The following is an 18,680-nucleotide window of genomic DNA, read 5'->3' on the forward strand; positions in this document are numbered from 1 at the left end:
AAGCCGCACAGCGGCACGGGAACTGACGACGGCAGACTATCGGAAAGGTGCGATCCATGCGTCAGGCTGTGGTACTCGGTGCGGGCATCGCCGGGCTGTTCTCCGCCCGGGTGCTCGCGGAGGCCTTCGACCGCGTGCTCATCATCGAACGGGACAGGCTCGAGGGTGCGATGCCGCGCCGGGGCGTGCCACAGGCCCGGCATGTGCACGGCCTGATGGATCGCGGCCGGCAGATCATGGAGGAGCTGTTCCCCGGGCTCACCGCGGAGCTCGCCGCCGCGGGTGCGCCGACCACCGACGTACTGCGCGGATCTCGCTGGTACATAGCGGGATTGCGCGTGCACCCGACCGATACCGGGCTGACGGCTCTACTCGCCAGCCGTCCGATGCTCGAGGACGCGATCCTCACCCGGGTGCTTGCCATGCCCGGTGTGCAGCTGTGGCAGCGGCGGACGGCGGCGGGACTGCTCGGCGGCCGGACGATCACCGGCGTCCGCCTGTCCGACGGTACGGAAGTTCCGGCCGATCTGGTGGTGGACGCCACCGGGCGCGGTTCGCGGGCCGCGGATTGGCTCGCCGCCCTCGGTTATCAGCGCCCCGCAGAGGAACGCATCGACGTCGATCTCGGCTACACGTCGCGCATGTTCCGCCGCAAGCCCGATCACCTGAATGGTGATCTGGCCGCAGTGGTTTCGACCACGCCGGGATTCCACGGCGGGTCCGCGATCACGTTGGAGGGCGACCGCTGGCATGTGACGCTGAGCGGAATGCTCGGTGACCACCCGCCGACCGATCCGATGGAGTTCGAGCAGTTCGCCGCGACGCTGCCGGTGCCCGATCTGTACGAGATCGTGCGGTCGGCCGAACCACTGGACGCCCCTGTGCCGCACCGCTTTCGCGGCTCGCTGCGCCGCCGCTACGACCGGATTTCCGCGGCGCCCCGCGGGTTTCTCGTGCTGGGCGACGCGATGAGCAGTTTCAATCCGCTGTACGCGCAGGGTATGACGGTGGCCGCACAGCAGGCGCTCGCTCTGCGGTCCTGCCTGCCCGATCCCGTTCCGGCACAGTTCTATCAGCGTGCCGCCGTGCCCATCGATATCGCGTGGCAGATGTCCACGCAGGCGGACCTGCGGTTCCCCGGCGTCGCAGGACCGCGCTCGCTGCGCAGCAGGATCCTGAGCCTCTACACCTCGAGAATCCCGATGGCCGCCCACCACGACGCCGAGGTGGCCCGCGCCTTCATGCGCGCCTCGAACCTGACCGCCCCGCCGAGTTCACTGCTCGCTCCCGCGATCGTTCTGCGGGTACTGCGTACGAGCTCCCAGGAACGGAGTGCCCGATGACCGTCGTATCCGACCCGTTCGCCCCCGAGTTCCGGGCCGATCCGTCACCGTCCTACCGCATACTGCGGGAGGCGGGCCGGCTGCACGAGTACCGGCCCGGGATCTATCTGGTCCCGCACTATGCCGATTGCAGTGCGATCTTCGCCGATCCGGCCTTCGGGCACGGCTACTTCTCCGGGATCAATCCGTTCCGCCCCGGTGTCGATCCACGGAACCTTCCCGGTTCGTTTCTGCTGATGGACCCGCCCGATCACACTCGATTACGCGCAATGGTGGCTCCGGCCTTCACTTCCCGCGCGATCGCCCGGTTGCGGGATCAGATCACGCAGACGGCGATCACACTGCTCGACGCCGCGGTGGCCGCGGGCGAGATCGACTTCGTCGCGGACATCGCCTACCTGCTGCCGCTGACCACGATCTGCACCATTCTCGGGATCCCCCGGTCCGACCACGCGACATTCGGGATCTGGGCATCGGCGATCAGCCGCGGCTTGGATCCGGATGCGCTGTTGTCCGACAACGACAAACAGGCCCGGGCCACCGCCGTGCTGGCCTTCGCCGAGTACTTCACCGATCTCATCGCGCGCCGGCGTGCCGACCCCGGCACGGACCTGCTCTCCACTCTCGCGACGGAAACACCCTTGGAGATAAAGGAACTCGTCGACGTCGCCGTGCTCCTGCTCATCGCCGGTCACGAAACCACGATGAACCTGATCGCCACCGGTCTGCTCGCCCTGGCGCGCAACCCGCAGCAGCGCGAAATCCTGCGCGCCGACCCGGATTCGAGCCGGTTCGCCGTGGAAGAGTTCCTCCGCCTCGACACCCCCGTCCCATTCCCGACCCGCGTCGCCATGCAGGACATCGAACTCGACGGCCGAACCCTGCCCCGGGGAACAGGATTCATACTTCTCGCCGGTTCGGCGCACCGCGACCCGGCCGCATTCACCGATCCCGACTCACTCGACATCACACGATTCACGCCTGGCCGACAGACATCACGCCACCTGGCCTTCAGCCACAGCCCCCACTTCTGCATCGGCGCTCCCCTGGCCAGGCTCCAAGCCGAGGTCCTGTTCACCGAACTCATGCGCCGCACACCGGATTTCACCCTCCTCAACCCGACTCCCCCATACCGCGAATCCGTATCGATGCGCGGCCCGCAATCACTACCGGTCCGCATTCCCCGCTGAACAAATCTCCCTCGCAACTACGGCAACCGGCCGCGAGATCAGCGAATTCCTCTGCCTGGCAACCACAGTACGATCTCGCCGACCCATCGCCGCTGGGCAAGATCGCATACCCGGCGGTCTGCGGAGACGTTGCTGTCCCTCTCGTTCAGGCAGCGGGTATTGCCGTGAGTGGGTATGATCATGTGGCTAACCCGAGACTTGCTGTGGCCGAACCCTTTTGATGTAACTGCGGGTGCGGGTTAGCGAGAGTCACGCCGAACACAAGCCGAGCGAACAAGGGAGTGGAACATGACCCGAGCTCTCTGGACGCATAGTTCGCAAGGTTCCCTATCTCTCGCATCACCTCGGCAGATACATACGATGACCGACACCAACCTGCGCTCCGACCAGCGGGTCGCCGATCTGTAATCGGTCATAGCCTGCGGTCGCATTCGAGCACGCGAACCTCTCGCCTATTTGGAATGCTCTTCTTTCGCATTTGCTGACAGGAGCCCTGCTTTGACCATGTCACTATGCCCGGCGCCGGTTACCAGCCCGCTCTTCTCGACTGATGCCGAGGATGTTTGCCGGTGAGGCTGTATTCGCCGAAGTTCACCGATGATCCGCACAGCGCATATGCGGAAATGCGCCGTATTCATGGTGAATTGGCGCCTGTCGAGGTGGCCTCCGGCGTGCCCGCGACCCTGGTGACCGGGTACCACGCGGCGCGCCACATCTTCGGTAATCCGGCGCACTTCCCCGCGGATCCGAGGCTGTGGCAGTCCACCACCCCGGCCGGTTGTCCGGCATTGCCGATGATGCAGTGGCGACCCAACGCGATACGGTCCGCGGGCGAGGAACACTCGCGGTACCGGAACGCCATCACAGCGAGTCTCGACCACATCGACCTATACGCGTTGCGTCACACCGTCGAACGGACCGCGGTCTCGCTGATCAACGAAATCTGCAAGGCGGGGGCCGCCGATCTGCTCAGCGATTACGCCCTGCCACTCACGATCGAAGCATTCGACGCTGTGCTGGGCCTCTCGCCGGAAGCAGGGGACGAAACGTACGCGGCAATGATGTTGCGGCGCGGTGCGGTCGACATCTCCGCATCCGACCGGGCCGAGGAGATGCTCGTCGTCGCGATGCGGAAAGTGCTGGCGGGCAAGCGGATAACTCCGGCCGCGGATGTGGCGTCACGACTGCTGCAGCGTGCCGCCGAACTGTCGGAAGAGGAGATGGCGCACCAGCTGGTCATGCTGTACCTGCGGGGCGCGGAACCCACCTGGAACTTGATCGCGAACACCCTGCTGTCGATGCTGACCGATGACGGATTCGGCGGCGACCTGCTGGGCGGCGGATTGCTGGTCCGGGATGCGATCGATGAAGTGCTGTTCACCGATCCACCGGTAGCGAACGCGTGTATCAGCTATCCGCGGCAGCCGCAGATCGTCGGCGAGGTCTGGCTGCCGGAACATCGACCGGTGATCGTCAGTTTGGCGGCGTGCAACACCGACCCCGCGGTGGCCGGTGACCGCAAAGGTAACCGTTCGCATCTGGCCTGGGGTGGAGGGCCCCACGTGTGCCCCGGCCAGGCAGCGGCCACGGTCATCGTGGAGGTCGCGCTCGAGCAATTGCTCGACGCGCTTCCGGACATCGCACTGTCGGTTCCGGCGACACAGCTGCGGTGGCGCCCGGATCCGTTCCATCGTGCGCTGACGGCGTTGCCGGTCACATTCGCTTCCGCTCCACCACTTCCCGTCGTCTAAGGAGACCGACCCCCGTGCATCCACCCGCGCAAACGCAATCTCGGCCCCACTCCACCCCACCGGTGCCGATAGAAGCCGTCGGGCCCCGAATTCCTATCTACACCCAAGAGTTCGCGGCCGACCCACACCGGTTCTACCGGGCGATGCGCGAGGGCTACAGATCATTGGTGCCGGTCGAAATATGGGCGGGGGTGCCGGCCACCCTGGTCATCGGCTATCACACCGCGGTCCGGATCCTCGGTGACACGCACCGCTTTTCCGCCGATCCACGCCGCTGGCAAGCGACCGTACCTGCTGATCTGCCGATCATGCCGATGATCGAGTGGCGGCCGAACGCGTTGCGCAGCAACGGCGCTGAGCACACCCGCTACCGCACCGCGACGAACGACGCTTTGGCCGGGGTCAATCTCTATACCCTCCGCAGCACGGTGGAGCGAGCCGCGCTCCCGCTCGTCAATTCCTTCTGCGAGACAGGGTCTGCCGACCTGATCGGCCAGTACATACTGCCGTTGGTCTTCGTGGTGCTCAACGAGCTGATCGGCTGCCCGCCGCATATCGGCCAGCAGGTCGCCCAGGCCAGCGCCGCACTGTTCGAGGGCGTCGACACCGACACCGTCAACATGATGCTCGACAAGGCGCTGCGTGAACTCACGGTGCTCAAACGCTCCCAGCCTGCCGACGACATCGCCACGCGGTTGGTGCAGCATCCTGTCGGGCTGACCGATACGGAAATGGTCCACCAGCTGGTCACCTGCTATTCCGCGGGCATCGAGATTCCACAGAACCTCATTGCCGGCACCCTGCTGCTCATGCTGACCGACGCTCGGTGGAACGGTGAAAACCTCGGTTTCGCCCCACCGACCGGATCCGCACTCGACGAAATTCTCGCTACCGACCCGCCGCTGGCGAACTACTGCATCGTCTACCCCCGCCAGCCCATTGTGGTCGACAACGTCTGGCTGCCCGCCGACCAGCCGGTGATCACCAGCACGGCGGCATGCAACACCGGCCCGGAGATCAATACCGGACACTTCGCCGGCAACGGCTGGAATCTGGCCTGGGGCGCCGGACCGCACGCCTGTCCCATGCAAGCACGCACAGCGTCGCAGCTGATCGCGCAGGAAGCCATCGATCAACTACTGGACATCCTCCCGGAGCTGCGATTGGCCGTCCCCGCAGAGCAACTGCAGTGGCGGCCGGGCCCGTTCCACCGCGCACTGACAGCGCTGCCGGTCACCTTCCCGCCGTCGAACCCGCTGCGCATCACACCTCCTCCCCCGTTTTCGCCGAATCATGGGTAAGGACAACGCATATGAGATGACCCCCGACATTCGATTCAGATGAACGACCTGGGCAGCGGGTCGGACCGACCCTCCGCCCAGGGCAGTACACACTCCGCACGCCGGTCGGGCGACCACCGATAGCGCGACCGCGTGCGGGGTTCTCGACAGCAGGGTGAGTGCAATGACAACTACAGACGTTCTCCTCCACGGATTCTCCGCCGACGAACCGCCGTTCCGCCCCACCGACAGCGCTGCGACCATGAGGGCCCTGCGGGAGGTGATCTTCGGCGAGTACGGGGAACTACACAGATCCGTGCGCGATGTCATCGTCGAGCTCGCCGACACCCCACGATCCGGGGCGACCTATTCCCAGCAAACCCAGGACGCCCCCGAGCTGTTGCGGGCGGTGATCGCCGGACTGGGCCGGCCCGCCCGTGAGATCGCCGCCGACACCCAATTGCGAGGTGCGCTCTGCGATTGGGCCCAGATCGCGGCACCGCGGCTATTGCTGGTCCTCACAGGCCATTTCGACCTCGTCATCGGCGCGATCCTCGGCCTCGGCAACGACTCACCCTACCAGCGGGAATGCCTGGCCGAATTGGACTCCGGCGCCGCACTCGGCGTGCTCATGCTGACCGAACTCGGCGGCACCAACGGCGCCGACCAGCAGACCACCGCGACATGGGACGCCGAGACAGGCGGATTCTGGCTCACCACCCCCTCGGCGGCGGCCACCAAGTTCATGCCGAACGTCGCCGAGGCCAGCGCCCCGAAGACTGTGGTCGTCACTGCGCGTCTCCTCCTCGACGGCAAAGACGAAGGCGTACTTCCCTTTCTGCTGAAACTACGCACATCGACCGGACTCGCCGACGGTGTCGACGTCGTCGCATTGCCCGACAAGGCGTCCGCGCCGATGGACCACGCCATGATCAGATTCCGCCGCGTGTGGGTCCCCCGCGAGGCCTTGCTGGGGGGCGACTGGGCCCGCCTCAGCCCTGAGGGCCTGCTCGAGTGTGAACTGCCGCCGCGCAGACGATTTCACACCGCGATCACCATGCTGGGCAACGGCCGGCTCGATCTGGCCAATGCCGCCGTCGCCAGTGCCCGCGCCGCCCTGGCCGGGCTGGCCAACTACACGCGCCAGCGCCGTCCCGGCTCGGGAACGCTGATGGCAGATCGGAGTGCGGTACAGCTGGGCATGGTGTCCGCCCTTGCCGCCGTCTACGCCACCAGCGTGCTGGGCAGGCGGATCCGTGACATGCGCGCCGAATCCACCACCGTGGACCCCGAGCAGGCGATCTGGTCGATGCTCGCAAAACCGTTGCTGTCCAACACCGCTCGCCAGGTGCTGACGATGTGCCGCCAACGCGCCGCCGCCCAAGGTGCACTCCGCATCAACTACCTCGTGGACTGGATCGGCAACCTCGAAGCCATCATCACCGCCGAGGGCGAAAACCAGATCATGCAGATCACCGCAGGTAAGTCCATCATCAACCTCCCCGCGCTGCGACTACCCGGCACACCGGCCCAGATGCCCTGGTATATCGAGATGCTCGCCGACCGGGAAACCACACTGGCGCTTGAACTGCGCAGCAGCACAAACGAATCGACCGGCATCGGGCCGGGCGCGGACTGGAGAGCCATCGAGTTGGCCACCGCAACCGCCGAACGCCTCGCAGCCACCGCCCTGCTCATCGCCGCACTCGGCACCGAAGATCCCGCAGCCGGCGAAATGGCCGCTTCCGCGGCGGCGGCATACTCGCTGCAACACATCTACGACCGCGGCGCGTGGTACACCGAGCACCTGCGCATGACACCGGACCTCGCAGTCAAGGTATCCGGCGAACTACACCATCACCAGACGGTGCTGAGCGCCCACCTGCCGGCAATGGTCACCGCCTTCGACATTCCAGAGCTACCCGGCCCGATATTCTCCCCGGACTACATCCAGGCCTGGCTGAACTACGCCGACTGGGACGACACCACCTTCGCCGCAGACGACCCGATCCAATAATTCCAGCGGATATGACAGGCGCTGCCGAGTCCAGCGATGACAGTGCAGCCGTTCATCGTTGACCTCGTCAGGACTGCGGGCTCGCCGCAGCAGACGGGCACCTGCCGGCCGTGACAGTGGTGCGGTTCGCAACGGGGTTGCGAACCGCGCGACCGCGGCCGATCAAGCTCCGGCGAGCCCGATGACATTGCCCTGGGCATCATTGACGATGGCAACCAGCTTGCCGCCGCCGACGTCATGAACGTCCTCCGCGACAGTCCCGCCGGCCGCGACCAGCGCCTTGACCTGACCGTTGATGTCATCGACGGTCCAGAACGGTGTGGCCCCGGTCATCCCCCGCTGCTGCCCGTTCGGCACCAACCCCACGGCCAGCCCCTCCGGCGTCTCGAAGTGCACGTAGTACGGCTGGTCCATGGCGGGCTCGACTCCGAGCAATGCCGTGAACTGAGCCTTCGCCGCCGCGATATCGCTCACCGGGTACAGGATAGCGTCCAGTGTCTTTGCCATCAGAAAACTCCTTCGCACAGTTCCGAACTTTGTCGCTGCCAACGTTATGGCTGCGGCCCTGCCCGCGGCTTCTCGATTCCTGATCGATCGACCGTCGAGCCGTCGGCGGCAAAAGCAGCGGCGCTATGCCCCGCCGGACAACCAGCGACGGAGGCGGCCGGGCGTTCCGGCCTTGCGCGGTTCGGGCGAACCTGGTTGAGCCAGCTGGGCAATGGCTCGCGTGCGGTGAGCCAGGTGTGCGGCACACCGCCGGTGTGGGCGGCGACGATTCCGCCGACGATGGCACTCGTGGTGTCGGTATCGCCGCCGGACGCGACACAGGTGGCGATCGCGGCGCGGTAGTCGTCGAAATGCGTTGCCGCGACCCAGATCGCGAACGGCACCGTGTCCTGCGCGGTGACCCGGACTCCGATACCGAGTTCGGCGGCGGCCTGTTCGGCGGAGGCGCCGAGCAGCGCTCGGGCGCGCCCGATCACCTGCGTCGTGTCACCGGTGTCGAGTCGATCCAGCACAGTGGTGATGAATTCCTGTGGTGCGGGCCGCATTCCGGTGAGGCGGGCCTGTGCGGCTCCGGCGGCCGCCAGCGCCACCGCGACGGCGCCGATCACCCCTTCACGATGCAGGTGCGTCACCTGCGCCGACCGGATCGCCTCGGCGACAACCTTTTCCGGATCGCCGGCATAGAAGGCGCCCAAGGGCGCGACCCGCATCGCCGCACCATTGCCGCACGAACCCTGGCCGTCGAACACGGCCGCGGACACCTTCCGCCAGGGCACGCCGCGCTGGATCCGGCCCAGCGTGTCCACTGTCATGAAGCCGTAGTCCCGGCGCTTGTCGAACCGTGCGGCGAAGGCCGCGGCCAGCCGATCCTGGTCTATCGCACCGTGTTCGCGAAGTTCACCGACCACCGTGCACGCCATTTCGGTGTCATCGGTCCACTCCCACCGCCCGGGCGGCAGATCACCACTGTGAAGATCTGCGACCGGGCGCCCCACCACGGGGAACTCAGCACCCACCGCGTCTCCGACGGACAGTCCATCCAGCGAATCCAACATCAAGTCGACATGCATCGCATCCGATCGTAGTTGGCCCGGGTGGATATCTTCTATGGCGTTGTCCCGGGCTCGGATCGCCACGGATACGCGAACTGCTTGATGTAGGAGTGCGCACGCGACCAGGGGTCGAACGCGAATTCTGCGCGCGTGGGGTACCAGTGCCGGGCGCACAGCTCATCGATTTCCATGCCGAGCGGCTGCGATTGATAGTCCATCGCGGGTTCGGCTGCCCGCGAGACCGCTATCAGCTCACTTTCGAGCGTCCACCCGCAATGATCGAAAGCCCAGGTGCCGTCGGAGATGTACACATGGCCAGGGTCGGCTATGCCGTGAGGCCACAGTCCCATCGCCGCGAAGCCGTGCGGATTCTCCTCGAGAAACGCGAACGCCAAGATGTGACAGGCCCCGGCGGCGAAAAACCATTGGTCGGCACGATCCCAGGCCAGGCGTTCGTCGGCGCGTTCCAAAGGGCTGCGCCGGAAGACCGAACACGGAATGTACACGGGCCCAGTATATTCCGTGTTTCAGATCGCGAATCCAGACTGCGGGCAGACCGGGCGGCACTGTCGGTTGGCCCACAGTCTCAGCGCGGCGGCGGCAAACGTGGCATAGTTGCCTGTTGAGAACGGGCGCATTACCAAGAAATTTGCTCGGCTCACTACAGAGAAGAAGTTGTAAACAGCATGGCTCAAGGCAGTGTGAAGTGGTTCAACGGTGAAAAAGGCTTCGGCTTCATCGCCCAAGACGGAGGCGGCCCCGACGTCTTCGTGCATTACTCGGCCGTCAGCGGCTCGGGTTTCAAATCCCTCGACGAGGGTCAGCGTGTCGAGTTCTCGGTAGAGCAGGGCCAGAAGGGCCCGCAGGCCCAGGACGTCCGCGCCATCTGATTCAGCGCGACTTGATAGAAGCTCCGCACCGTTTTCGGTGCGGAGCTTTTGCGTTGCCACACATTTCCCGCTCGGCTCACTGAGCGTGCAGTCCCGCGATGAGAAGTCCGACCATGCGACGGGCGTTGTAATGGGCGTTGTTCTCCGCGCCGATGCAGAGGTTTCCGACACCGCGCATAAGTTCGACGGCTTCGATATCGCGCCGGATCTCCCCCGCTTCACCTGCGGCGCCGAGCAATTGGGCGCAGACCGGGACGAGGCGGTCGAGGAAATACGCGTGCAGGGTCGCGAAGGCGGCATCGCCGGACTGCAGGGCACCGGCGAGGCCGTGCTTGGTCACCAGGAAGTCGACGAACAGGTTGATCCACGCCGCCAGCGCAGCATGCGGAGAAGCATTGTCCGCCAAGAGAACCGGACCGGCCTCGGCGCAGGCCTCGACCTGGTGCCGGTAGACGGCGACGATCAGATCGGCGCGGGTCGGAAAGTGGCGGTAGATCGTGCCGACGCCGACGCCGGCCCGGGCGGCGATATCGCGGACGGGCACATCGACGCCGGAGGCGACAAACGCCGCGGCCGCCGCATCCAGCAGCGTCTCCGCATTGCGCCGGGCGTCGGCCCGCTTCCGCGGTACTGCCGACCCTGATCCGCTGTCGATTTCGGCCACTGTGCCGCCACCTCCGTCGTTTCCCTTGGCAAACGGAACAACGTTCCGTATGTTGGTTATCGGAACAGCGTTCCGTTTGACCAGTTTGCCACAGGAGGACGTCATGCAGTACCGCACCTTGGGCCGCACCGGTGTGCAGGTCAGCACCCTCGCGCTCGGCGCGATGAACTTCGGCAGCATCGGGCGCACCACCCAGGACGAGGCAACGGCCATTGTCGACGGCGCTCTCGAGGCGGGGATCAACTTCATCGATACCGCCGACGCGTACAGCCGGGGCGAGTCCGAGGAGATGGTCGGCAAGGCCATCGCCGGGCGCCGCGACGATCTGGTGCTGGCGACCAAGGCCTACCTGCCGATGAGCGAGGAACGCAATCATCGGGGCAGTTCGCGGCGCTGGCTGATCACCGAGCTGGACGACAGCCTGCGGCGCCTGGGCGTCGACCATGTCGATCTCTACCAGATCCACCGATGGGACCCGGCCACCAGCGATGAGGAAACCCTCTCGGCGCTGACGGATCTGCAGCGCGCGGGCAAGATTCGCTACTTCGGCTCCTCGACCTTTCCCGCGTACCGCATTGTGCAGGCGCAGTGGGCCGCCCGCGAGCATCATCTGAGCCGCTATGTCACCGAGCAGCCCGGCTATTCGATTCTGCAGCGCGGCATCGAAACTCACGTCCTGCCGGTGACGCAGGAGTACGGACTCGGCGTGCTGGTCTGGAGCCCGCTGGCCTCGGGGTGGCTGTCGGGCGCGATTCGCGAAGGCCGCGAAATCACCACCAGCCGTTCGGCATTCATGCCGCAGCGCTTCGACACCGCCGTACCGGCCAATCGAGCCAAGCTCGAGGCCGTCGAAAAGCTGGCCGTTGTCGCCGAGGGGGCCGGGCTGAGCATGATTCAGCTCGCACTCGGATTCGTCACCGCGCATCCGGCCGTGACCAGCGCGATCATCGGCCCACGCACCATGGACCACCTGCATTCTCAGCTCGCCGCCGCGGACACCGTGCTGTCCGCCGACGTGCTCGACGCGATCGATGCCATTGTCGCCCCCGGCGTCGATCTCGCCGCCGACGAGAAGTCCGACACCCCACCCGCCCTGCTCGATCCGGCCCTGCGCCGCCGCTGACGAGGATCAACCCCCATGTCCCACACCAGTTTCGGAATCATCACCGCCCCGATGCAAGTCGACTACCAGGACATCCTGCGGGTCTGGCGCGAGGCGGACGCCATCCCGGAGATCGAGCACGCGTGGCTCTTCGATCACCTCATGCCGATCGGCGGCGACCCGGACGGGCCGATCTTCGAAGGCTGGACACTGCTGTCCGCGCTCGCCGCACAGACCGAGCGCCTGCGCATCGGACTGCTGGTGACCAGCAATCGCTTCCGGCCGCCCGCACTACTGGCCAAGATCGCCACCACCGTCGATATCGTCTCCGGCGGGCGGCTCGACTTCGGCATCGGTGCGGGTTCCCGGCCCAGCCATCCACTCGCCAGGCGCGAGTACGACGCCCACGGCCTGCCGTATCACAATGCCAAACATGCCGTGGAAAGCCTGGCCGAAGCGTGCACGGTCATCCGGCGGTTGTGGACCGAGACCGAACCCTTCGATTTCGAGGGCGCCCATATCCATCTCACCGGCGCCTTCGGCAACCCCAAACCCGTGCAGCGACCGCACCCGCCGATAGTCATCGGCGGCCGCTCGACCGCGGTCCTCCGCGTGGTCGCCGAACACGCCGATGTCTGGAATATCCCCGGCGGCGATATCGACGATGTCATCGAGCGCAGCGCGCTGCTCGACCGCTACTGCACCGAGATCGGCCGCGATTCCGCGTCGATCACCCGGTCCATCCACCTGCCGGTCTCCTATGACGAGCCCGGCACGACCAGGGCGGCGATCGCCACAGCGATCGACGCGGGCTTCCGGCACATCGTCCTCGGACTGTCGACGCCCTACCCCGCCGAGGTCGCGCGGTGGGTCGCCGACGAACTCATCATCCCCTCGACCTGAGTTCGTAGTCCCCGCGATGGTGCAGACCCAGAATCGATGACCGTAAGTTAGGATAGGCTTACATATATCGAAGGGAGTTGGGCGTGCGCGTCGTCGTTCTGTTCGGATCTGAACTGGGTACCGCCGAAATGGTGGCGGAGGCGCTCGCCGACGAACTGTCCGCCTATGACGTATCGGTTTTCGATATGTTCGACTTCGATCCCGGCGACCTCGACGCGGACGACTTTCACATTGTGGTCTGCTCCACCTACGGCGATGGTGAATTGCCTACGGGCGCAGAGCCTTTCTTCGCTCTGCTGGATGCCGCACAACCGGATCTGGCCGGACTGCGGTTCGCCGTTTTCGGGCTGGGCGACACCATCTACGGTGACACCTACAACCGGGGCGGGGAGATCGCCGCCGAGAAGCTCATCGCCCGTGGCGCGATCCAGGTCGGCGAGCATGCCCGCCACGACTCCTCGACCGAGGTGCGGCCGAAGGATATGGCGCGCGAATGGGCTGGGACACTGCCGATTCCGGCGCTCATGACCGGTTGAGCCGCGGCGAATCAATCGCCGAGCGCGGTGAAGGTCATCAGCGCCGCCTGCGAGGAGCCGAAACGGATCCATTCGAGCGCCTGCACGCAGTATCTGCGCAGCGGACTTCCCACCATGACGGTGGTCGCCTCGCCGGACGGCGTCGGGGCATTCGGAAGCAGCGGCGCCGCACCACCTCTGGCTTCGGGGGTGAGGCCGGGGATGGGTTCGGAGATCCAGCGGATCACCCAGCCCGAACGCACTTCGACCAGGGCCGTATAGGAGCCGGAACTGCGCGCGATCCGATGCGCGATATCGGCGTCGGCGGTTTCGATCTCCAGCAGCGGTTCCTGACCGGGCGCGGTGACATCGTGATCGATTCCGCGCAGCACCACACCGTCCGGGCCCGAGACGCTGCGGCGGACGTATCGGATCAGCCGCCGGCGGCCGCTGTCATGACGCGCGATCAGGTGACCGGACCGGACGTCCCCGGCCACGGCGGAATCGACGCCGTTCATGACGACGGCGACGTCGGACATGCGCGGGATGCGTCGATACAGATCTGCCAGACCGAATTCGGCATCCTCGGGCCGATCGTCGAGAATGCCGTAAAGATCCCGGAAGTCACTGGTGAAAGGCGTGCGCATCGGCGCGCCAATGGAATTCGTCCGCCATGTCCAGGCCGCGGCGCGCGGCGGGTGCGGCGCCGCGATATCGGGTTCGCCCAGGTGGACGTGCACACCGAACACCTCACCGCAGGGCGCGATGAGCGGATGCGCGATGAGCGGGCAGGCGTCGGCCTCGGTGCTGGACAGGTCCCGGACGAGCGGTTCACGAGAGCTGCGCACCTGGGCGACAACCTCGCTGACCGATTCGAAGATCTTGCCGCGCAGCACGTTTCCGAGCGGGCGCAATTGCCGCTGGCGATCGCCCTCGGCAATCACGGTCGGCACCTCGGAAAGCGTCTCGATCAGTAACCAGTTACGACTGTCCCGTACTTCCAACACGGCCCCCTTCGACGACGTCGTACGCATCGTCGCACCCGGATGCGGGCGGGGCATTCCTTGGAAATGTGATGAACGAAATAGTGCGCCGCCAAAGGTTCGACTTGTCTCGAACCTCCGGGCATGCGACTCTAGGTTCGATCACAGCCGAACCTTCTGGTCGCATGTCTGGCGCTCGTTACGCGGGAGGACGCACATGAGCACTGATCTATCCACGAACACCGACACCGGGGCGAAAGCACCACCGCCGAAATCGCTGGTCCTGGGGACCGTCCTGCTGGCGGTGTTCGTCGTACCGATGTCGATCTCCGGCACCGCGGTGGCACTGCCGGCCATCTCGGCGGATATCGGCGGCGGCACCGCGGGCCTGCAATGGGTGGTGAACGCGTTCAACCTGGCCTTCGCCTGCTTCACGCTGGTCTGGGGATCACTCGCCGACCGCTTCGGGCGCGGCAGGCTCTTCGCCCTGGGCGCGGCGACCTTCGCGGTCGGCAGCGCGGCGAGCGCGCTCGCACCCGGAATCGGCACGCTCGATATCGCCCGAGGCATCGCCGGACTCGGTGGTGCGGCGATCTTTTCGTGCGGAGCGGCCATCCTGTCCTCCTCGTTCGACGGGCCTGCCCGCCACCGCGCATTCGCACTCTTCGGCACCACGGCGGGCATCGGTGTCGCACTCGGGCCGACAATCTCTGGCGCACTTGCCGATTCGGCGGGCTGGCGAGTGATCTTCGCTATCCAGGCCGCCGTTCTGGTGGTCGTGCTGGTGCTGTCACCCGCGGTCGGCCTGCGCGCTCCGGCGGTCAAGGTCGACGGACGTTTCGATATCGCCGGCAGTGTCCTGCTGGTGCTCGGACTGCTCGCCGCGATGATCGGCATCGTGCAGGGCCAGCCCTGGGGTTGGGGCTCGCCCGGCGTGATCATCGCGTTCGTGCTCGCGGTGCTACTGCTCGGCGCGTTCACGGTTGTCGAATCACGGCTCGCCACACCGCTATTGGATCTGCCGCTGCTCGTTCATCGACGCTTTCTCGCCCTGTGCCTGGTGCCGGTGGCGGCTTCGTTCGGCTTCGTGACACTGCTGACCTACTTTCCGACGTATCTGCAGTTCGTCGCCGGTGACTCCTCGGCGAAGGCGGGCGCGACCATCGTCCTGCTGACAATCCCCGTGGTTGTCGGACCGCTGGCGGCCGGGCGGGCGGTCAGTGCGGGCGTGAATCCACTGGTGGTGATCTGGCTCAGCCTCGCCGCGCTGGTCCTGGGTGATCTCGGCCTGCTGCTTGCCGGACCGCACACCCTGGTCGCCGTACTGGCACTGCCGCTGCTGCTCGCCGGATGCGGCATGGGCCTGTCCGCCGGTCTGGTAGATGGGCAGGCCTTGGCTCTCGTGCCGGAGGAACAGGCGGGAATGGCTGCGGGCGTGGTGAATACGCTGCGCCTCGGCAGCGAGGCGATCGCGGTCGCGGTGTATGCGGCAATCCTGTCGGGCCTCGCTGCGAGCCGAGCGCGGGACGGCCTGTCGGGCATCGCGGGGGTCACCGATCCCGACGCCGTGGTCACCAAGACCGCCTCCGGCGATCTCGGCAAGGCCCTCGATTCCGCGGGAGCCGCTCGCGCCCAGGTGCATTCGGTGGTGGTGGATGCGTACAACGGCGCCTTCCACACCACGCTGGTGACCATGACGGTCGTGGTTCTCGCACTGTCGGGCGCCATTGCGCTCCTGCTGCGCGGCGGCCGTAAGGCATGACATCCAGCGCGCACTATGAGGTCGTGGTCGTCGGTTCGGGCCCGGTCGGTTCGCTGCTCGCGGCCGAGCTCGGCCGCTGGGGTGTTCGAGTCCTGGTGATCGAGGCCGCGCCGACGACAACACTGGTACCCAAGGCGGGCACGGTCCACGCGCGGAGCATCCAATTGCTCACTCGGCGCGGCTATTTCAACGCGCCGAACGCGGGCCTCGGGCCGCAGTCGACGGTGTTCCACTACGCGGGACAGCCCGGGCTGGAGATCGCCGTTCCAGGCGGCGAGGGCCCCGCGATCGCCGGTATCGGCCAGAGTCAGCTCGAAAGTTCCTGGAGCGCACTGCTTCCGCGCCTCGGTGTGGAGGTGGTGCGACCGGCCACCGTGACCGGCGTGGTCGACTCCGGTGACGGAGTAGACGTCCATTACCGGCGGGCGGGAGTCGACGAGTCGGTCTCGGCCGACTGGGTGGTCGGCGCCGACGGTGCGCGCAGCACAGTGCGGCGCAGTGCGGGCTTTCCGGTCACCGAGGTACCGCCGACCGCGGCCGCGCTGCTCGGCCTCGCACGTTTGGGCAACCCGGCGCAGGTGGTGGACGGCTGGGTGCGCACACCGCGCGGCTGGACGGTGATCAACCGGTCGCTGGGCCACAGCCGGGTGATCACGTTCGACATGTCCGGTCCCGAACGCGACCACCGGCGCCCACTGACTCCGGCGGAACTGCAGCAGAGTGTGGAACATATTGTCGGCCAACCAGTTCCGATGCACGGTGTCACCCACCTGTCCCGATTCAGCGACTTCTCCCGCCTGGTCGACAGCTACCGGCACGGACGGGTGCTGGTGATCGGCGACGCCGCGCATGTGCACTTCCCGCTCGGCGGGCAGGGCCTGAATCTCGGCATCGCCGATGCCGTCCAGCTCGGCTGGCGACTCGGCCTGATCACCCGGTTCGGCGCACCGGCGAGGCTGCTCGACGCGTTCTCGGCAGAGCGCCGCCCCGCCGCCGAGCGGGTGATCGCGAATGTCGCCGATCAGGCCGACCGCATGCGGTCCGGTCCGGAGGCCGATGCCCTGCGGGCCGAAATCATCGATGTCTTCGGCGATTCCGCGCGCAGCCGCGCTCTCGGCAATGAGATCAGCGCACAGGTGGACGGCGTGCCGATGCCGATCGAGACATCCGCCGCGGGTTCGTTCCTGACCAACCGGCAGCTCACGACGACCATGGGCGTCACCTCGGTCATCGAACTGCTGGCGGAGCGCACACAGGCGATCCTGCTGGTCGCGGTGAGTCGCGCGGAAGAACGACGCGCCGAGCTGGGCCCGTGGCACGACCGAGTGGACATCGTCCCGGTGCTGTATCCCACGCTGAATTACGATGTGCTGCTGCGCCCGGACGGTTTCGTCGCCTGGTCGTCGGCCGAACTCAGCGCCGACCTGCGAGACAGCCTGACCGAAACATTCGGTGCGGCACAGGAACCGCGGACGCCATTGTCCGCCGCTCCTGTCTCGTTACCAGCGCACCGGCAGTAGCGTCGGCCGGCGGAGCAGGACTCCCGAATCCCAGGGCAGCGATTCGGGATCCGCCGCCAGCCGCAGCCCCGGATACTCGGCGGTCAGCCTGCGAATGACCACGGTGAGCTCCATCCGCGCGAGCGAAGCGCCCATGCAGTGGTGCATGCCGTAGCCGAACTGCAAGTGCCGCGGCCCTTTTCGCTCCGGGTCGATGCGGTGCGGTTCCGGGTATTCGCTCGGATCACGGTTGGCGGCAAAGGCATCGGCGTAGACGACGTCCCCCTCATAGATGACGCCGTCGCCCACGGGCAGATCACGAGTCGCCACCCGGGGGAAGGTCGAGATGGTACCCAACGGCAGCACCCGCAGCAGTTCCTCGACCAATTCCGGTGTGCGGTCCGGGTTCTGCACCGCCCACTCCCACAGCGGCGGCGCCGAAAGCAGCACGTAGACCGCCTTGGCGAGCACCGACAACACATTGTGATCCGCGCCCAGCAACGAGCCCATGAGCAGTCCGACCAGCTCGGCATCGGACAGTCGCGGTTCCACACTGTCGCGCCCGGCGATAAAGCGGTCCACCAGGCCACCCTCGAGCACTTCGCGTTTACCGGTGACCAGATCAGTGAGGTAGTCGTACACCAGCCAGAAATGTTCCAGCAGCCCGGGAACATCGGATTCGGGCGCCATCTGCACCACCCGCGATGACGGCCGGAAGTAGTCGATATCGCTGATCGGCAACCCGAGGAACGCCATATTGACCTCGACCGGGATCCGGTTCAGCACGGTGCCGAAGAGATCGGGCTGCTCCGAGCGCCGCAGATTCGACAGTGCGTCATCCAGTATTCGGGTGGCGGCCGATTCGAGCGCAGCCACACCGCGCGCACTGTAATCGGAAGTGACATACCCCTTCATGCGGGCATGGTCGGGCACATCCAGATTGAGCGGAAGTTCCGGCGGCATGGTGGTGGGCAGAAAACTCGCACCGTCATCGGTATTGGTGACACTGCGACTGAACGTCGGGTCGGCCAGCACCGCCAGCACATCCCGATAGCGGGTCAGATGCACAGCGGTGTGACCGCTGGGCAGCACAATCTGCGGCAGCGACCCCCTACTCGATGCAGCGAGGGGCGTGTACGCGGGCGGTGGGTCGAGATTCGGAATGTCGGTCAGTAGAACGGGAGCCGATGCGAAGATCGGCAGCTCGGCGAGGGTCATGAGC

17 protein-coding genes are annotated in these 18,680 nt (G+C 66.3%); 11 read left to right on the forward strand and 6 right to left on the reverse strand.

Features of this window, described 5'->3' with window-relative positions; all coding sequences use genetic code 11:
- Window positions 1-56 precede the first annotated feature (56 nt).
- The 5 genes from ABZX86_RS26290 (at window position 57) to ABZX86_RS26310 (ending at window position 7,581) form a co-directional block, all read left to right on the forward strand.
- Window positions 57-1,343 carry an FAD-dependent oxidoreductase gene (locus ABZX86_RS26290; RefSeq protein WP_355127321.1) on the forward strand — a complete coding sequence of 429 codons (1,287 nt, stop codon included), beginning with the start codon at window positions 57-59 and terminating at the stop codon, window positions 1,341-1,343.
- A complete protein-coding gene (locus ABZX86_RS26295) occupies window positions 1,340-2,533 on the forward strand; it encodes a cytochrome P450 (RefSeq protein WP_355127322.1) in 1,194 nt (397 codons plus the stop codon). The genes ABZX86_RS26290 and ABZX86_RS26295 overlap by 4 nt, the downstream gene beginning before the upstream one ends.
- A 569-nt stretch (window positions 2,534-3,102) precedes the next feature.
- Window positions 3,103-4,284 carry a cytochrome P450 gene (locus ABZX86_RS26300; protein WP_355127323.1) on the forward strand — a complete coding sequence of 394 codons (1,182 nt, stop codon included), beginning with the start codon at window positions 3,103-3,105 and terminating at the stop codon, window positions 4,282-4,284.
- Window positions 4,203-5,585, forward strand: a complete 1,383-nt coding sequence (locus ABZX86_RS26305; protein ID WP_355127324.1) for a cytochrome P450 — start codon at window positions 4,203-4,205, stop codon at window positions 5,583-5,585. The genes ABZX86_RS26300 and ABZX86_RS26305 overlap by 82 nt, the downstream gene beginning before the upstream one ends.
- Before the next feature lie 163 nt (window positions 5,586-5,748).
- A complete protein-coding gene (locus tag ABZX86_RS26310; RefSeq protein WP_355127325.1) occupies window positions 5,749-7,581 on the forward strand; it encodes an acyl-CoA dehydrogenase family protein in 1,833 nt (610 codons plus the stop codon).
- A gap of 162 nt (window positions 7,582-7,743) precedes the next feature.
- On the opposite strand, the gene ABZX86_RS26315 is transcribed toward ABZX86_RS26310, so the two are convergent.
- Genes ABZX86_RS26315 through ABZX86_RS26325 form a run of 3 tightly spaced genes read right to left on the reverse strand, consistent with a single transcriptional unit; the run spans window position 7,744 to window position 9,646 of the window.
- Window positions 7,744-8,088, reverse strand: coding sequence for a VOC family protein (locus ABZX86_RS26315; protein WP_355127326.1), 345 nt, complete (start codon window positions 8,086-8,088; stop codon window positions 7,744-7,746).
- 44 nt (window positions 8,089-8,132) lie between these two features.
- Entirely contained in the window at window positions 8,133-9,158 is a 1,026-nt protein-coding gene (locus ABZX86_RS26320) for an ADP-ribosylglycohydrolase family protein (protein WP_355127327.1), read from the reverse strand.
- A gap of 35 nt (window positions 9,159-9,193) precedes the next feature.
- Window positions 9,194-9,646 (reverse strand): hypothetical protein, encoded by a 453-nt coding sequence (locus tag ABZX86_RS26325; protein ID WP_355127328.1) that lies wholly within the window; start codon window positions 9,644-9,646, stop codon window positions 9,194-9,196.
- Window positions 9,647-9,826: 180 nt separating this feature from the next.
- Here ABZX86_RS26325 and ABZX86_RS26330 point away from each other — a divergent pair, with 180 nt between their 5' ends.
- Window positions 9,827-10,030, forward strand: coding sequence for a cold-shock protein (locus ABZX86_RS26330; RefSeq protein WP_355127329.1), 204 nt, complete (start codon window positions 9,827-9,829; stop codon window positions 10,028-10,030).
- Between the two features lie 76 nt (window positions 10,031-10,106).
- Here the strand turns inward: ABZX86_RS26330 and ABZX86_RS26335 are convergent, their stop codons facing one another.
- Entirely contained in the window at window positions 10,107-10,694 is a 588-nt protein-coding gene (locus ABZX86_RS26335; protein ID WP_355127330.1) for a TetR/AcrR family transcriptional regulator, read from the reverse strand.
- Window positions 10,695-10,797: 103 nt separating this feature from the next.
- Between ABZX86_RS26335 and ABZX86_RS26340 the strand changes: the two genes are divergently transcribed.
- From ABZX86_RS26340 to ABZX86_RS26350, 3 genes are all read left to right on the forward strand, one after another.
- Window positions 10,798-11,817 (forward strand): aldo/keto reductase, encoded by a 1,020-nt coding sequence (locus tag ABZX86_RS26340; RefSeq protein ID WP_355127331.1) that lies wholly within the window; start codon window positions 10,798-10,800, stop codon window positions 11,815-11,817.
- Between the two features lie 15 nt (window positions 11,818-11,832).
- Window positions 11,833-12,699, forward strand: a complete 867-nt coding sequence (locus tag ABZX86_RS26345; protein ID WP_355127332.1) for an LLM class flavin-dependent oxidoreductase — start codon at window positions 11,833-11,835, stop codon at window positions 12,697-12,699.
- 83 nt (window positions 12,700-12,782) lie between these two features.
- A complete protein-coding gene (locus ABZX86_RS26350; RefSeq protein WP_355127333.1) occupies window positions 12,783-13,235 on the forward strand; it encodes a flavodoxin domain-containing protein in 453 nt (150 codons plus the stop codon).
- An 11-nt stretch (window positions 13,236-13,246) separates the two neighbouring features.
- Here ABZX86_RS26350 and ABZX86_RS26355 read toward each other — a convergent pair whose 3' ends face one another.
- Window positions 13,247-14,275 (reverse strand): GAF domain-containing protein, encoded by a 1,029-nt coding sequence (locus tag ABZX86_RS26355; protein WP_355127334.1) that lies wholly within the window; start codon window positions 14,273-14,275, stop codon window positions 13,247-13,249.
- Window positions 14,276-14,414: 139 nt separating this feature from the next.
- Between ABZX86_RS26355 and ABZX86_RS26360 the strand changes: the two genes are divergently transcribed.
- Window positions 14,415-15,959, forward strand: coding sequence for an MFS transporter (locus tag ABZX86_RS26360; RefSeq protein WP_355127335.1), 1,545 nt, complete (start codon window positions 14,415-14,417; stop codon window positions 15,957-15,959).
- Window positions 15,956-17,479 carry an FAD-dependent monooxygenase gene (locus ABZX86_RS26365; RefSeq protein ID WP_355127336.1) on the forward strand — a complete coding sequence of 508 codons (1,524 nt, stop codon included), beginning with the start codon at window positions 15,956-15,958 and terminating at the stop codon, window positions 17,477-17,479. The genes ABZX86_RS26360 and ABZX86_RS26365 overlap by 4 nt, the downstream gene beginning before the upstream one ends.
- Here the strand turns inward: ABZX86_RS26365 and ABZX86_RS26370 are convergent.
- Window positions 17,459-18,676, reverse strand: coding sequence for a cytochrome P450 (locus ABZX86_RS26370; protein ID WP_355127337.1), 1,218 nt, complete (start codon window positions 18,674-18,676; stop codon window positions 17,459-17,461). The genes ABZX86_RS26365 and ABZX86_RS26370 overlap by 21 nt on opposite strands.
- Window positions 18,677-18,680 lie beyond the last annotated feature (4 nt).

Origin of the sequence: Nocardia sp. NPDC006630, assembly GCF_040611495.1 — a bacterium.
Lineage (GTDB): Bacteria > Actinomycetota > Actinomycetes > Mycobacteriales > Mycobacteriaceae > Nocardia.